Annotated in this window: 16 protein-coding genes and 2 tRNA genes; all 18 read left to right on the top strand. The window is 55.9% G+C overall.

The window, feature by feature from the left end; genetic code table 11:
* Positions 1–11 precede the first annotated feature (11 nt).
* The 18 genes from C230_RS0117210 (at position 12) to spoIIP (ending at position 15118) form a co-directional block, all read left to right on the top strand.
* Entirely contained in the window at positions 12–986 is a 975-nt protein-coding gene (locus C230_RS0117210) for an ATP-binding protein (protein WP_018133301.1), read from the top strand.
* Between the two features lie 119 nt (positions 987–1105).
* Positions 1106–1681: a TetR/AcrR family transcriptional regulator gene (locus C230_RS0117215; RefSeq protein WP_018133302.1), complete on the top strand. Its 576-nt coding sequence runs from the start codon at positions 1106–1108 to the stop codon at positions 1679–1681.
* 33 nt (positions 1682–1714) lie between these two features.
* Positions 1715–2488, top strand: coding sequence for an SDR family oxidoreductase (locus C230_RS0117220; RefSeq protein ID WP_018133303.1), 774 nt, complete (start codon positions 1715–1717; stop codon positions 2486–2488).
* Between the two features lie 472 nt (positions 2489–2960).
* Positions 2961–3398 carry a MaoC family dehydratase N-terminal domain-containing protein gene (locus tag C230_RS0117225; protein ID WP_018133304.1) on the top strand — a complete coding sequence of 146 codons (438 nt, stop codon included), beginning with the start codon at positions 2961–2963 and terminating at the stop codon, positions 3396–3398.
* A 12-nt stretch (positions 3399–3410) separates the two neighbouring features.
* Positions 3411–3830 carry a MaoC family dehydratase gene (locus C230_RS0117230; protein ID WP_018133305.1) on the top strand — a complete coding sequence of 140 codons (420 nt, stop codon included), beginning with the start codon at positions 3411–3413 and terminating at the stop codon, positions 3828–3830.
* A gap of 27 nt (positions 3831–3857) precedes the next feature.
* The gene (fabG, locus tag C230_RS0117235; RefSeq protein ID WP_018133306.1) at positions 3858–4610 is read left to right on the top strand and encodes a 3-oxoacyl-ACP reductase FabG; all 753 of its coding nucleotides are present in this window, start codon (positions 3858–3860) and stop codon (positions 4608–4610) included.
* A gap of 123 nt (positions 4611–4733) precedes the next feature.
* Complete coding sequence (locus C230_RS0117245; RefSeq protein ID WP_018133308.1) at positions 4734–6356, top strand: long-chain-fatty-acid--CoA ligase; 1623 nt, start codon at positions 4734–4736, stop codon at positions 6354–6356.
* A 23-nt stretch (positions 6357–6379) separates the two neighbouring features.
* Positions 6380–7243, top strand: a complete 864-nt coding sequence (locus C230_RS0117250) for a branched-chain amino acid ABC transporter permease (RefSeq protein ID WP_018133309.1) — start codon at positions 6380–6382, stop codon at positions 7241–7243.
* Positions 7243–8271, top strand: a complete 1029-nt coding sequence (locus C230_RS0117255) for a branched-chain amino acid ABC transporter permease (RefSeq protein WP_018133310.1) — start codon at positions 7243–7245, stop codon at positions 8269–8271. The genes C230_RS0117250 and C230_RS0117255 overlap by 1 nt, the downstream gene beginning before the upstream one ends.
* Entirely contained in the window at positions 8264–9031 is a 768-nt protein-coding gene (locus C230_RS0117260) for an ABC transporter ATP-binding protein (RefSeq protein WP_018133311.1), read from the top strand. Before C230_RS0117255 ends, C230_RS0117260 begins: the two co-directional genes overlap by 8 nt.
* Positions 9018–9725 (top strand): ABC transporter ATP-binding protein, encoded by a 708-nt coding sequence (locus C230_RS0117265; RefSeq protein WP_018133312.1) that lies wholly within the window; start codon positions 9018–9020, stop codon positions 9723–9725. Before C230_RS0117260 ends, C230_RS0117265 begins: the two co-directional genes overlap by 14 nt.
* Positions 9726–9787: 62 nt before the next feature.
* Positions 9788–10996 carry an ABC transporter substrate-binding protein gene (locus tag C230_RS0117270; protein WP_018133313.1) on the top strand — a complete coding sequence of 403 codons (1209 nt, stop codon included), beginning with the start codon at positions 9788–9790 and terminating at the stop codon, positions 10994–10996.
* A gap of 82 nt (positions 10997–11078) precedes the next feature.
* Positions 11079–11828, top strand: coding sequence for a kanamycin nucleotidyltransferase C-terminal domain-containing protein (locus tag C230_RS0117275; protein WP_018133314.1), 750 nt, complete (start codon positions 11079–11081; stop codon positions 11826–11828).
* A 115-nt stretch (positions 11829–11943) separates the two neighbouring features.
* Positions 11944–12213, top strand: a complete 270-nt coding sequence (locus tag C230_RS0117280) for a DUF3055 domain-containing protein (RefSeq protein ID WP_026174400.1) — start codon at positions 11944–11946, stop codon at positions 12211–12213.
* 129 nt (positions 12214–12342) lie between these two features.
* Complete coding sequence (locus C230_RS20880; RefSeq protein ID WP_018133316.1) at positions 12343–13428, top strand: site-2 protease family protein; 1086 nt, start codon at positions 12343–12345, stop codon at positions 13426–13428.
* Positions 13429–13566: 138 nt separating this feature from the next.
* Positions 13567–13642 (top strand) — tRNA-Lys (locus C230_RS0117290).
* Position 13643: 1 nt separating this feature from the next.
* Positions 13644–13720 (top strand) — tRNA-Ile (locus tag C230_RS0117295).
* A gap of 264 nt (positions 13721–13984) precedes the next feature.
* Positions 13985–15118, top strand: a complete 1134-nt coding sequence (spoIIP, locus tag C230_RS21570; RefSeq protein WP_018133317.1) for a stage II sporulation protein P — start codon at positions 13985–13987, stop codon at positions 15116–15118.
* Position 15119: the final 1 nt, after the last annotated feature.

Below are 15119 nucleotides of genomic sequence, written 5' to 3' on the forward strand. Positions count from 1 at the left end.
GAGGCTATCGGATGGAAAAGCTGACCGCCATCGGTTCGCTGTTGCGGCATCCGTCCTTTCACAACAAACAAAACAGCCTGCTCGACCGGAAAATGCTGGAGCAGCCGAAGGAGTATTGGGAGGCGGTGTTTCCCGAGCTGAAAGCGGTCGACCTGCCGTCTGCGTTCTACTCGGCCGGTGTCTCGCTGCGTCTTCTGCACATCTATCTGGACCGGAAAAAATGTGAAGGATGCACCGGATTTGCGACCTGCCCGAAAGACGCGGACGCGAAGGGGCACCAATTTTCGATCGGGCTGACGGAAACGGGCATCATCGAACAGGTCGGCCAGTGCGATTTTTACCGGAAGCACCTGGAACAGCAGCAGGAACAGCGGCTGTGGGCGTTCTCCGGGTTAAACGAAGGGCACCGGCGGATGACGTTTGACAACTATCCGGATGAGCAGAAACGGCTGAACCGGGAACTGTGCGTCAAGGCATTTCAATTTGCCAACGAATATGTTCCAGGAGCCGATATGAAAGGCCTGTACATCTATGGCGGATTCGGCACGGCGAAAACGCATCTCGCCTGCGCCATCCTCAACCGGTTGATCGCTCGCAAAATCAGGGTGCTCTACGTGCAGGCGGAAAAAACGTTCGCCGCGCTGTCCGACCTGTATTTTCGCGAGAAACGGGACGGATTGCCGACCCGTTCGGAAATCCTCGATAAATATATCTCGGCTGACGTACTGGTGATCGACGAGCTGGGCCATGAAAATGTCAACGAGTCGTCGATCTGGGCTTTGTACACGATTCTCAACGGGCGCGAACCGGAGCGAAAGCCGGTGATCATCACATCGAATTTTTCGCCGATCGAACTGGCAGAACGGTATCTCAGCCGTGCTTCGGAAGAGACCGGCCGGCGGGCGGAAGCGCTGGTCTCCCGCCTGCTATGGCTGACCGAACAGTACGAAATGATTGGGGAAGATTACCGTTCCCGCGGGATTTAATCGACCAATCCGCACGAACAACAGCAAACGGCCTCAATCGCAGGTCGGATTTTCTTTCTATTGACAACCTACCGACCGGACGGTATGTTATAAACAACGAAAGGTGGGGAATCCCTCGCATGAATGTGCAGGACCAGTTGATCAAGACGGCTGTCCGTCTGTTTGAGGAACGGGGATATGCCGGAACGTCCGTGCAGGATATCGTTTCGGCGGCCGGTGTCACAAAAGGCGCTTTTTATCATTATTTTACCAGCAAAGAGGATGTCCTGATGGTGTTGCATCAGCAATACATCAACCGCTTGCTGGAACAGTCAAGGGAGGTGTGCAATGATCCGGCGCTGCCGCCGAAACAGAAATTGCGCGAGTTGATGCGTATCCTGTTGGGCGAAATAGCCGAGTACGGTGCGTACGCGAAAGTGTTTTTTCAGGAAAAGCATCATCTGTCGCCCACGCACATGGAACATATTCGTGAAAAACGGGATACGTATTTTTCCATGTTTGAAGCAGTGGTGCGGGAAGGAATCGCGTCTGGCGATTTTCGTCCGGATCTTGACCCGATCATCACTACGATGGGCATATTCGGCATCTGCAACTGGACTTACCGTTGGTTCCGGCCCGACGGCCGGTTGGCGATCGAGGAGATCGGCCGGATGTTCAGCGAGCTGATTGAAAAAGGGATTACTCCAACTACTTGAACACGATTCATCTGCATGAAGGAGGCAACTGACATGCACATCCAGGAATTGTTTCGTCTCAATGGAAAAGTTGCGATTGTCACCGGAGGCGGAAGGGGGCTGGGGGAACAAATCGCAGTTGGCCTTGCGGAAGCGGGCGCAGATGTAGTCGTCTGCTCTCGCAAAAAAGAAGCTTGTGACGAAGTGGCCCAACAACTGCGGGCAATGGGGCGCAAGAGTTTGGCGATCGCATGCGATGTGACGGATCCGGAAGATGTGGAGCGGGTCGTCCGGGAGACGAAAGAGGCGTTTGGCAACATCGACATTCTCGTCAATAACTCCGGCATTTCCTGGGGAGCCCCGACGGAAGAGTACCCGCTCGAAAAGTTCAAACAGGTGCTGAACGTCAACGTGACGGGTGTATTTTTGATGTCGCAGGCGGTGGGACGCGAAATGATCGCACAGCAATACGGGCGGATCGTGAACATTGCGTCCGTTGCCGGCCTGGTTGGAAGTGACCCGCGTTATATGAACGCGATCGGTTACAACGCGAGCAAAGGGGCGGTGATCGCATTCACGCGCGATTTGGCGATCAAATGGGCACGCCACGGCATTACGGTGAACGCGTTGGCGCCAGGGTTTTTCCCATCCAAAATGTCCAATCCGCTGCTGCAAAAGTTTGGCGAGCAAATTCGGGAGAGAACTCCGCTGGGACGGTTTGGCGGTGAGGACGATCTGAAAGGGGCCGCCGTGTTTCTCGCCTCCGACGCGGCGAAATACATCACCGGCCAGGTGCTGGCTGTGGATGGCGGTGTTACCGCAATCTGAAGCTCGTATACCCCGATAAAGGTCAGACCTTTATCAGAGGTGATTTCCATAAAATGATTACGGTAAACCTATGATTCTAGCACGCAATTGCGATCGAATTGGCTAACACGAGCCGGTCTCCTAACAGACCATGCAGATAACCACTTTTCGTACAGGAGACGTAGGAAAACAGTTTGACTCGACAGTTTAGACTATTCCCGTCTCGTTTCGCATACCGTTACCATATGAATCGTCCAAATGAATCGTCATTGTTTAAAATTTTTGAACTTTGTTTGTCCGGCTCATACCGACTGGTTGGTTTCTAACGTCTTTCAGCTAGATTGCCGGCTATCAACTTACAAGGAGGGTGGGCAAACCGCAAGAGGTGGCTGGTGTGGTGGCGTTTGACGGGAGCCGATTTGGTAGTCGATAGTAGATGGCTGATTCGATAAGTATGGATGTAGGTCTCGCATTCGGATTGGAGGGAGTATGGTTGAGCCTGGAACTGTTTCAACCGTTTGTCGGCGTGGAATCGACACCCGTAAGAAATGAGGTGGAAAAAGGAGCGATTCGCAAGTTCGCCGACGCAATTGGTGACCCGAACCCGATTTACCGGGATGAGGAGTATGCGAAAACGACCCGTTACGGTCGGATCGTGGCACCGCCTACTTTCAGCCGGACGTTTGACTACGGCGAAATTCCCGGCCTGCAGGTCAAGCGGGAAGGGCTGATTCACGGGGAACAGCAGTTTGAATATGTTCGGCCGATTTTTGCCGGGGACGTGTTATATTGCTCGACCAAACTGGCCGATGTCTATGAGAAAGAAGGCAAGCTGGGGCGGATGACATTTTTGGTGTACGAGCAAAAAGGGATCGACGAAGCGGGCGAAACGGTGTTCATCGCCCGTTCCAACGTAATTTACCGGGGATAGGAGAGGATCTTTGTGGCTGGAAGACAGTTTCAACCAGGTGACACGATCGGTCCGCTTGTCAAACCGCCCGTCACGAAAACCCAGTTGGTGATGTATTCCGGTGCTTCCGGCGATTTCAATCCGATTCATACGGTCGACGAGTTCGCGAAGGAAGCCGGGCTGGGTGGCGTGATCGCGCACGGTATGCTGACGATGGCGTTCGTCGGCCAGGTGCTGACCGATACGATCGGTTTGGCAGGCGACTTGCGAAAATTCGGCGTTCGCTTCACCGGAATGGTTCGGCCTGGCGATGTGATCACCTGCCAAGGACGGGTTACGGAAACCCGAATGGAGGGGGAACAGCAGGTTGTTTCCTGTGAGGTTTGGGCATCGACGCAAAACGGCGATCAAGTGGTCGCCGGACAGGCGGAATTTGCCGTTCCGATTGCCTAGTATTCCAGCAAAAAGGAGTCGAGAAAAATGAGGCTGAAAGATCGGGTAGCAATTGTGACGGGTTCCGGCAGGGGAATCGGAGCTGCGACCGTGCAGCGGCTGGCGGAAGAAGGAGCGAAAGTGACGGTGACCGACATCAACGCGGAAGCGTGTGAGGAAACCGCGGCGGCGATCCGCGCAGCAGGCGGCGAAGCGATTGCGATTGCCTGCGATATCACAAACCGGCAAGCGGTGGAAGAAATGGTGCAAAAAACGGTCGATACGTTCGGCCGGCTGGACATCCTCGTGAATAACGCGGGCGTCATTCGCGACAATCTGGTCCACAAAATGACGGACGACGACTGGGATACGGTCATGAACGTCCACCTGAAAGGAGCGTTTTTCGCCTCGCAAGCGGCCCAGCGCTTCATGGTGCCGCAACGCTACGGCAAAATCGTCAATTTCAGCTCCACTTCCGCCCTCGGCAACCGGGGCCAGTTGAACTACGCGACAGCGAAAGCGGGGATTCAGGGGTTTACCAAAACGCTGGCGATTGAACTGGGCAAATTCAACATCAACGTCAACGCGGTGGCACCCGGATTCATCGAAACGGATATGACGAGAGCGACCGCGGAACGGATGGGAATCACGTTTGAAGAATTGAAACAGGCAGCGGCGGAACGTTCCCTTTTGGGCCGTACCGGCAAGCCGATCGATGTGGCGAACGCGGTGCTGTTCTTCGTATCGGACGAATCCAGTTTTATCACCGGCCAGGTCCTGTATGTGCGCGGGGGAATCTGACATGGACCTCAAGTTTTTCAAAGAGGTGCCGGAATCCGGTTCCGCAGAAATCAAGATCACTCCATCTTTTGTGATTCTGGATCGAAAGCGGTGATTTCCACTGTTGAAAGAGGGGGATTGCGGATGGCAGATGTAACCGTGATCGGCGGCGTGAGCCACGCGAAGGGGAAAGAGTTTCAGTATGAGGCAATGTCGCTGCCGCAGATGCTGGACCGGTCAGCCGAACGGCATCGGAACAAAACGGCCATCACTTTTTATCAGATGGAGATTTCATACGGGCAACTGCAGGGGTTGACACGGCAGGTGGCGGCAGCGCTGCGGCGCATCGGTGTCGGCAAAGGCGACAAGGTTGGTTTGATGCTGCCCAACTGTCCGCAATACGTCGGTGCTTTTTACGGAGTTTTGCGGCGCGGGGCGGTCGTCGTGCAGGTCAACCCGATGTACACCGAGCGGGAGATCGAATATGTGCTGCAGGATTCCGGCGCGGATGTGTTGTTTGTGTTGGCCGATTTGTACCCGCGTGTCAAGAATGTAGAGGGATACGAGAATCTCAAGAAAGTGATTGTTGTACAGTTGGCACCGATCTCTCCCGAGTTGGCGGAAAACGCCGTTTTCTGGGGCGATTTTTTGGACAGGGCACCCGCCGTTGCCGACGAGCCGGTCGATCCGGAGCAGGATGTGGCCGTTCTTCAGTACACCGGCGGTACCACCGGACGTTCCAAGGGCGCGATGCTCACCCATCGCAATCTGGTTGCCAACGTCCAGCAAATCAATGCCCATACGAGCGAAGAACCGCTCACGGAGGGAGACAAAATTCTCACGGTGATCCCGCTGTTTCACGTCTACGGCATGACCTGCGCGATGAATCTCGGCATCCTGACGGGCACCAACGTCATTTTGCTGCCGCGGTTTGATCCGCTGGAAGTGCTGCAAACGATCAAGCAGCACCGGCCTACCTATTTTCCCGGTGTGCCGACGATGTACGTCGCCTTGAATTCGTATCCGGGATCGGAACACTATGGAATCGACGCAATTCGCATCTGCAACAGCGGATCTGCACCGCTGCCGGTCGAATTGATCGAATCGTTCGAGAAAAAAACGGGTGCCAGCATGTTCGAAGGCTACGGTCTGTCGGAAGCTTCCCCGACCACCCACAGCACTCCCCGGACCGGCCTGAAAAAACCGGGCAGCATCGGGATACCGCTGCCGGCGACGGAAGCCCGCATCGTGGATTTGGAAAGCGGTACCCGGACGCTGCCGATCGGTGAAGCCGGGGAACTTGTGATCCGCGGTCCGCAGGTGATGCAAGGCTATTGGAACATGCCGCAGGAGACGGTGCATGCGATCCGTGACGGCTGGCTCTATACGGGCGATATCGCGCGGATGGACGAAGACGGGTATTTTTCCATCATCGACCGGAAAAAAGATCTGATCATTGCAAGCGGTTACAATGTATATCCGCGCGAAATCGAAGAGGTTTTATACACCCACCCGTGCGTGCTGGAAGCGGTTGTGGTCGGAGTGCCGGACGAATACAGGGGGGAGACGATCAAAGCGTTTGTCGTTCTGAAACCGGGAGCCAGCGCGAGCACGGAAGAGATAGAGCGGTTTTGCCGGAAAAATCTGGCCGCTTTCAAGGTGCCGCGGCAAATCGAGTTCCGGGAATCGCTGCCGAAAACGGCGGTCGGCAAGATCTTGCGCCGGGTGCTGGCGGAGGAAGCGAAGCGGCAGGGGGCCGGTATGTAATCACCGATACGGGGGTGAATCGTGTGGATCTGTTCTTCCAGCAGTTGATCAACGGTCTTGTGCTCGGCAGCATTTACAGTCTGGTGGCTTTGGGGATCACGCTGATCTACGGGATCATGCAGCTTCCCAACTTTGCGCACGGGCATCTCTACATGCTCGGCGCTTATTTGACCCTGTTCATGATAACTCTTTACGGTTTCGCCTACTGGCCTGCCGTTCTCGTGTCAGTGGCCGCTCTTGTCCTGGTCGGCATGCTGCTTGAGAGAATCGTGTTTCGACCGCTTCGCAGCGCTCCCCACATCAATTCGATGATCGCGGCGGTCGGCGTGATGCTGTTTATTGAAGCAACCGCCCGGGCGTTGTGGGGGTCCGATTACCGGCGGCTGGAAACTCCCTACGACGATGTGATCCACCTGTTTGGCGTCACCATCACCGAACAGCGGTTGATTGTGGTCGCGGCGGCAGTCCTGCTGATGGTCGGCTTGCATCTGTTTCTGAAGCGGACGGTGATCGGGGCGACGATCGAAGCGATGGCCCAGAACCGGGAAGGGGCGTTTCTCGTCGGGATTAATGCGAACCGCGTGTCACTGTTGACGTTTGCGATCGCTTCCGGGCTCGCGGCCGCGGCCGCTTCTCTGGCAGCTCCGTTAAACCTGGTGTATCCGTCGATGGGAGCGATGGTGAACCTGAAAGCGTTCGTGATCATCGTTCTTGGCGGCATGGGCAGCATACCGGGCGCCGTGCTTGGCGGCTATATTCTCGGCCTGGCGGAGAGCCTGTCCGGAACCTATATCAGCAGCGAATACAAAGACCTGGTGGCGTTCCTCATTCTGGTGCTGATTCTGACCGTCAAGCCCACCGGGTTGCTGGCAAAGGAGGCCCGCTGATGAAATCGTTCCCGGACTCCAAATGGATCGCTGCCGGCCTGATCCTGATCACCCTGTTGTTCCCATTTTTGACTGATAATTCGTATTACCTGAACATTCTGATCACAATCTTTATTTTTACGATCGCAACCAGCGGGATGAACATGATCGCCGGCTATACCGGCCAGTTGTCGCTGGCGCACGCCGGATTTTTCGGGATCGGCGCCTATACGTACGGCCTTCTGATGGCAAAGGCGGGGATGCCGTTTCTTGTGGCGCTGGCAGCTGCCATTTTGCTGACCGGGGCGGTCGGCGCGGCTGTCGGCATCATTTCGCTACGGACGAAGGGCCATTACTTCGCGATCTTTTCGCTGTGCGTAGGCGTCATCCTCCTGCTGGTGATCGAAAAATGGGAATCGCTGACGGAGGGCGTCCGCGGCCTGCTGGGGATTCCCATTGCAAAAATCGGCCCGCTCGAGTTTGCGACCCTTTCCTCGCAATATTACCTGATCCTCTGCTTCCTGCTCCTGACATCCTGGATCAACTACCGGATCATCCACTCGTTGGTCGGCAGAACATTCGTCTCGATCCGCAACAGCGAGGAGCTGGCGGAAGCCCTCGGGATCAACGTGATGCGCAACAAGTTGCTGGCATTTGTACACGCGACAGTGCTGGCCGGTTTGGCTGGCGCGCTGTATGCGGGCTATATTCGCTTTATTGGTCCCGACATTGCGTCGGTCGAGCACACGTTCGACATGCTGCTGTATCTGCTGGTCGGCGGCATCGGCACCCTGTGGGGCCCGTTTGTCGGTACGACGCTGGTCACGGTCGGGATGCAGCTTCTGCAGTCCTGGCAAGAGTATCGGATGGTGATTTTCGGGCCGCTCTTGGTTCTGATTGTGATGTACTTGCCGTATGGCATTATCGGAGCCATCCATCGCCGCAGGATGAAACGGGTTGCGGCCGGCCAAGCCGGGGTGCCGCAGGAAGCGGGAGCTCGAATAGCAATGCAGGATCGCCGGATGGCGGGAGGGGAAGTCGATGCTTAAGGCGGAAAAATTGACGAAACGTTTTGGCGGCAACACGGCGGTGAACGAGGTCGATTTTGAAATCCGCGCGGGGCAGATCACCGCCGTCATCGGGCCGAACGGGGCGGGCAAAACCACATTTTTCAATCTGATCAGCGGTTTTCACCAACCTTCCGGCGGTCGGCTGCTGTTGAACGGCCGGGATGTAACCGGCAGCCCCTCCTATCAGATGGCGCGGTTGGGAATTGCCCGCACGTTCCAGACAACCAAGCTGTTTGCGGAAGCGACCGTCATCGACAATCTGATCATCGGCCACCGGCTGCGGACCAAAAGCGGGCTGTGGGGAGCGATCATGCGCACCGGCCGCTACCGGCGGGAGGAACAGAAGTGCCGGGAGAAAGCGATGCAAGCGCTCGCGTTTGTCGGGGCGGCCGAGCTGGCCGAACGGCCGGTGGCCAGCATTTCGCAGGAAGCGCAAAAACGGGTGGCGATCGCGCTCGCCCTGGCAACCGATCCGCAACTGGTGCTGCTGGATGAGCCGGCGGCGGGCATCAATGCGAACGAAACCAGCCGCCTGGCCGAGCTGATCCGCAAGATGAAAAACGCGGGGCTGACTGTTTGCATCATTGAACACAAAATGCAGATGATCATGAACCTCGCCGACCGGATCATGGTGCTCAACCAGGGGGCGAAGATCGCGGAAGGAACCCCGGCGGAAATCAGCCAGAACGAAACGGTGATCGCAGCCTATCTGGGAGGGGCTTACCATGTTGAAGCTTAACGATCTGTCAGTCAAGTACGGGAGCTTCACGGCGCTCCATTCGGTGAACCTGGAAGTGCGGGCAGGCGAACTGGTGGTTCTGTTGGGGGCCAACGGCGCCGGGAAAAGCACGATTTTTCGTGCCATCAGCGGTCTCCTGAAGCCAGCGGCGGGCAGCATCGAATTCATGGGTCAACCGATCAGCGGCTGGTCGCCCGACCGGATCGTCAGGGCGGGGATTGCACAATGTCCGGAAGGACGGAAGCTGTTTCCGGATATGTCGGTGCTGAAAAATCTGACGCTCGGCGCTTATATCCACCGCCGGGACAAGAGGGGTATCGCCGCATCGCTCGAACAAATTTTTCAACTGTTTCCGATCCTCTATGACAAGAAAGATCAGCCGGCCGGTTCGTTAAGCGGCGGCCAGCAGCAAATGGCGGCGATCGCCCGCGCCTTGATGTCCAGACCGAAGCTGCTCTTGCTGGATGAACCGTCGGTCGGTCTGGCGCCGCTTGTGGTGCAGCAGATGTTCGAGACGATCAGCGAAATCAACCGCAGCGGAACAAGCGTCCTGCTGGCAGAACAAAACGCGTGCGCCGCCTTGCAGATCGCCCACCGCGGCTATGTGATCGAAAACGGGCAGCTGGTGCTCGAAGGCAGCAGCGAGTCATTAAACCGCAACGAGGAGGTGAGGCGCGCTTATATCGGAGCTTGATTGTGCGGGCAACCGGTTTTTTACGGGAACGAGAAGATAAGGGTCAAAGGGGAGAGGGGCAAATGAAACAGAAATGGAAATCTCTTTTCGCCTGGTCGACCGCCGCGTCGCTGCTGTTTTTGACCGCATGCGGCAGCCAGCAGACGGGGGGCGGGAGTAACGGAGGAAGCGGCGGTCAAACGAAGGTGGTCAGCATCGGATGGTCCGGACCACAAAGCGGCGGAGCGGCATTGTATGGAAAAAATACGCTGGATGGCTTACAGATGGCGATCGACGACATCAACGCGGCAGGCGGCATCAAGGTCGGAAAAGACACGATCTCGCTGAAGCTTGCTGCATTGGACGACAAATATTTGCCGAACGAAACGGTCACGAACGCGCGTCGCCTGAAAACGGAAAACAAAGCAACGATTATCTTCACTCCCCATTCGGGTGGTGTGTTAGCCTTGCAAAACATCAACGTCCAGGAAAAATTCCTGATTGCCGCCTACACCAGCGAACCGAAAGTGACGGAAGCGAAAAATCCGCTGACCGTTCGCATCCCGCCGCGCTACGACATTTATCCGAAACCGTTCTCCGAGGAAATGATCAAGCGGTTTGGCAAAAAAGTGGCGCTGGTGCCCGGAACTCACCAGTACGCGAAAGACTGGACGACCGTCTTCAAGAAAACCTGGACAGAGCTGGGCGGCGAAATCGTTGCGGAAAGCCCGGTAGACTACAACAAGGAGAGCGACTTTTCGGCGGCTGTCAGCAAGGCTTTGGCGGCGAAACCGGACGTCTTGTTTGTGGGCGGGGCGTCGCAGCCGACCGCGCTGGTCATCAAAGCGGCCCGCGAACAAGGCTTTAAAGGCGGTTTCATCGTGATGGACCAGGCGAAAGTGGAAGAAATAGAGCCGATCCTGAAAGACCCGAAGCTGCTGGAAGGCGTGATCGGCGTACAGCCAGCGTCCCTGTACCCGACGGAAGGAACCAGGAAATTCGTTGAAAAATACAAGCTAAAGTTTGGGGCAGACAAAATTCCGACTTCAGAAACGCTGTACCATTACATGACGATGTACGTACTGGCGAAGGCGATGGAACTGGCGGGGACAACCGACGACCCGGCGGCGATCAAGGCCAAAATCAGCGATGCGTGCAAGCAGTTGACGGATGACAAAATTCCGCTGCTGGCCAAAGGGTTGGCAGACGACGGCGCATTGATCACCAGCCCGACAGCCACGACCATGAAAAACGGCAAATATATCGAAATCCCGCTGCCGGCACCAAAATAACCGCTCAAACGCTTCCCTCCAGATTGTGGGGAAGCGTTCTTTTTTATATCATGGAAGCAACTTCATCGGTTCGAGGTGGCATATGCAGCACGGTGACCGGATCAAAGTGGTACGCGGTATCCATATTCGCGTGCAGCATGCGTACAAAAATTCGATTCTGTTCGGCGGGGTCTACGGTTCGACAGCGATCGGCCGCGACACGGAGTTTTCCGACATCGAGATGATGTATGTGGTAAAAGAAGGCGGCCCGCAGGCGGATAAAACGTTTCTCTACCGGGGAATCCCGATCGAAGTGAATCTGCTTCCCATCGCACGGATCCACCGGCGCCTGGCCGAGCCCGACCTGCAACTGCCGTGGCTGATGGGAAACTTGGCTGCGTTGCAGTTGTTGGCCGGAGAAGAAAAACAGCGCCGGGAACTGCTCGATACGTACAGCCGTTTGCCGGATGCGGCGATCGCCCGATTTTTCCTCGCGCATGGGGCGGAAATCGCGTACGAATCATTCAACAAAATCCGCTCGCTCCCGCGCCGCGGCAACACACGGGAACGGGAACTGTTCGTGTACGAAGTGGTGCGGGAGATCGCGCTCGCGCTGGCGCTGCTCAACAGACGACCGATCACGCGCGGCTATTACGCGGCTGTCAAGGAAAGTTACGAGTTTCCGCACATTCCCGAAGCTTACAGGGAGTTGACGGAAACGTTCATCCGGGCGGAAGAGGTGAAAGAAGCGATCGAAGCGGGGCAGAATCTGCTGGCGAGCTATGAACGGTTTTTGCAGGAAAGGGGAATTTGCGTTCCACGCGTCGAAACATTGGATGAGGTAGCGTGGTAATGGCGTGAAAACCCGTTTTTCCGCCGCGTCAGGGCAAAAGTTTTTGCGTTGCAATCGATACAAGCGCTTGTTATAATGAGCCTGCCGAAAGAGGAACCCGTTTGGAGTGAAACAGATGGCAGACCGCATTTTCATGTACGACCAGAAAGAAAAAACGGACACCCGCTATGTCGGCTTTGTCGGAGATTCCGGCCGGTTTGATTTGATGATCGTAACGACCGCCCATTTTTACGGAAAAAAAGTGGTGATCTGCCTGCAGACAAGCCGGGCGGCGATCCTCGACCAAAAAGATGCGGCCAATGCAGGGTATTTGGCGGAAGCGTTCGCCCTCCCGACCGAAGCAGAAGCGCAGGAGTTGTCCGAATTCCTGCTTGCCAACATCTGAATCCAGGGCCCCTTTGGTACTTCGTATCAAAGGGGTTTTTGATCATGGATGATCAACTTGTTGGCGAATGGTGAAATCACGGATGAAAACCGGTAAATGAACCCCCTGCGGGCAACGGGAGGGAGCAAATTGAGCGAACGGAAAGAAGGAAACGGCTACTGGAAGACAGCCGGCGGCATCGGAGCGCTGCTGGCCGCGCTGAGCGGAAAACTGAAATTTCTGCTGCCCTTGTTGAAGCTCGGCAAAGCGGGCGGTACCATCTGGAGCATGGCTTTGATGGTGGGAGCTTACGCTTTGATCTATCCGTGGACGTTTGCCGTAGGGATCGTCGTGATGCTGTTTTTTCATGAGATGGGACATGTGTGGGCGGCCGGACGCAAAGGGTTGCCCGTTTCCGCACCGGCGTTCATCCCTTTTCTGGGAGCGCTGATCACCTTGAAAAAACAGCCGGCCGACGCGAAGACGGAAGCGTACGTCGCATTCGGCGGCCCGCTGGTGGGAAGCATCGCCGCATTACTCGCCTTCCTGGCAGCCAAGCTGACCGGATACCGGCCGCTGTACGCGATTGCGCAGGTTGGATTTTTTCTCAATCTGATCAATCTGCTGCCGATCCACCCGCTCGACGGAGGCCGCATCGTCACCGCGATCTCCCGCTGGCTGTGGGCGGTCGGGCTGATCGGTGGGCTGGTTATCATTCTCTATCTGAAGGCGGTGGTGTTCCTGTTTTTCTGGGCGCTGTTCGCCTGGGAACTGTACCAAAAATTTGTCCGCGAGGCACCGGCAGAACGGAAGCAGGTTGTGAAATGGACGGTGGACGCGGCCGTTTTTGACGAAGCGGGCATCCTGATCCCTGCTGAAGAGCACCGGAGGGAGCTGCCGTTTGTCCAATATTGCACGCTTGCCGATCAGCAGCACATCTGTGCCGTCGACTACCCGGGAATCGGCAAAATCGGGGAGTTTCCGTTTGGTGCAGGACGCATCGAGCAGGTGGAGTTGTTTAGGACGATCCGACAGAGGGAATCGGTGACGTTTCTCGTGCGGGTGGCCTACACGGCTGATGCCCGGTATGCTGCGATCCGGGAAGAGGAATATTATCGGGTGTCCGCGAAAACGCGAATCGTCTACGGACTTGCCTATTTTGGCTTGGCGGCGGTGCTCGGCTGGCTGATGTATGAAACGGCGATGACGATACCCAAACCTCCGTTAACCGGCTAAAATTGCGAGAAACATCGAGAATCCGTCTGATTTTTCGCCTTTTCATCGCTTGTACGGGGATTTTTGTTCGATTTGTTTCGCCCGGAAGATTGAGCCGTATCGACCCGCATGGTACTATTACTCTAGTACCGAGCGAATGAGCCATTAGCTCAGTTGGTAGAGCACCTGACTTTTAATCAGGGTGTCGATGGTTCGAGTCCATCATGGCTCACCACGGGCCTATAGCTCAGTTGGCTAGAGCGCACGACTGATAATCGTGAGGTCGGAAGTTCGAATCTTCTTGGGCCCACCAACCGGCACGCGGGAGCGTGCTTTTTTTGTTGCTTGCGACTGTCAATCTCCCTTTCAGAAACTTCCCACTCCCCTTCCGGATACAATTTCCCGCCTGCAGCAGACAAGATGGCAAAAGACCGCCTGAGTGTTCCGAATTGGAACGCTTGGACCGTTTTGGGGACCTGAATTCGCACCCGTTTTTTTTGTTGTACAAAAAAAAGGGGATAAAGCGGAATCTCGCAACATATGATTCTTGTAAAAAGATGATGAGAGGAGCCATACGATGAACCGTCATCCCAGGCAGAGACCGTTCCGGTCGATGACCGTGCATGTCGGAACCGGGCAAATCCGCACTGTCGTCATCACGATGTGCGTGGCGGTCGCCGTTTTGTTGATTTTGATAAGCGCCGTGGCGGTGCAGTTGCTGGCAGTGGGCAATCAGAATTCGGTTGCCATGCGGCTGCTTCATTCAGTCAGCAACCAGTCGCTCAGCTCGATCATGCGGCAGGAGATTCCGATGTATGTGTCGTCCGACCCGAACCTCGATGCAGCGAAAGAGAAGCGCTCCCATTGGTCGGCGATGCTGTTTTATCTGTTTTCCGACATTGATGTGGGGCAGCCGGTGACGATGCTGGGCGGACAGATCCCGGCGATGGCGGTCAGCAACTTCGAGCCGCTGACGAAAGACCATCAGGAACCTCCCGGTGAAGACAAACTGCCGCCGCAAAACGGCAACCCGGACCAGCCTCCCGCGCCGCAACCGCCGCCGCAGCCGGTGCAAACGGACGGCAAGCCGCTTGTCTACATTTACCATACGCACAACCGGGAATCGTTTTTGCCCGAACTGAAAGGCATCACCGACTTTGACGCCGCGTACGATCGCGACAAAAACATCACGCTGGTCGGCGAACGTCTGCAGAAATCGCTGAAAGAAAAAGGAGTGGCGGCTATTCAGACGAAAAACGATTACTGGTTCAAAGGCAAGGATGAGAATGAATACGATTTGTCGCGGAAAACAGTGCAGGACATCCTGAAAAAATACGACAGCGTGAAAATGCTGTTTGACATCCACCGGGATTCGTTCGACCGAGACAAGACAACATTCAAATGGAACGGTCAGGATGTCGCCAGAGTGTCGTTTATCATCGGCGGTTCCAACCCGAACTGGCAGCAGAACTCGCAGTTTGCCCTGAAGCTTCATAACCGGCTGGAGCAGCTGTATCCGGGCCTGTCGCGCGGCGTGCACAAGAAACTGCCGAATCCCGCCTACGACACGAAATACAATCAAGACCTCTCACCGAATGCGGTTCTGATCGAAATCGGCGGCCCGCAAAACAGTTTAGAAGAGGCGTACCGCGCAGCCGATCTGCTGGCAAATGTGATCGCCGAACTGGCAAAAGAAGATCAGGCCAAATAGG

The sequence above is a fragment of the Effusibacillus pohliae DSM 22757 genome (assembly GCF_000376225.1).
In the GTDB taxonomy this organism is placed as follows: Bacteria; Bacillota; Bacilli; order Tumebacillales; family Effusibacillaceae; genus Effusibacillus; species Effusibacillus pohliae.

Coding starts and splice junctions, on each gene's coding strand:
- C230_RS0117270 (WP_018133313.1), top strand. CDS start 9,788: ATGAAACAGAAATGGAAATCTCTTTTCGCCTGGTCGACCGCCGCGTCG.
- fabG (WP_018133306.1), top strand. CDS start 3,858: ATGAGGCTGAAAGATCGGGTAGCAATTGTGACGGGTTCCGGCAGGGGA.
- C230_RS0117280 (WP_026174400.1), top strand. CDS start 11,944: ATGGCAGACCGCATTTTCATGTACGACCAGAAAGAAAAAACGGACACC.
- C230_RS0117265 (WP_018133312.1), top strand. CDS start 9,018: ATGTTGAAGCTTAACGATCTGTCAGTCAAGTACGGGAGCTTCACGGCG.
- C230_RS0117215 (WP_018133302.1), top strand. CDS start 1,106: ATGAATGTGCAGGACCAGTTGATCAAGACGGCTGTCCGTCTGTTTGAG.
- C230_RS0117255 (WP_018133310.1), top strand. CDS start 7,243: ATGAAATCGTTCCCGGACTCCAAATGGATCGCTGCCGGCCTGATCCTG.
- spoIIP (WP_018133317.1), top strand. CDS start 13,985: ATGAACCGTCATCCCAGGCAGAGACCGTTCCGGTCGATGACCGTGCAT.
- C230_RS0117220 (WP_018133303.1), top strand. CDS start 1,715: ATGCACATCCAGGAATTGTTTCGTCTCAATGGAAAAGTTGCGATTGTC.
- C230_RS0117245 (WP_018133308.1), top strand. CDS start 4,734: ATGGCAGATGTAACCGTGATCGGCGGCGTGAGCCACGCGAAGGGGAAA.
- C230_RS0117210 (WP_018133301.1), top strand. CDS start 12: ATGGAAAAGCTGACCGCCATCGGTTCGCTGTTGCGGCATCCGTCCTTT.
- C230_RS0117260 (WP_018133311.1), top strand. CDS start 8,264: ATGCTTAAGGCGGAAAAATTGACGAAACGTTTTGGCGGCAACACGGCG.
- C230_RS0117275 (WP_018133314.1), top strand. CDS start 11,079: ATGCAGCACGGTGACCGGATCAAAGTGGTACGCGGTATCCATATTCGC.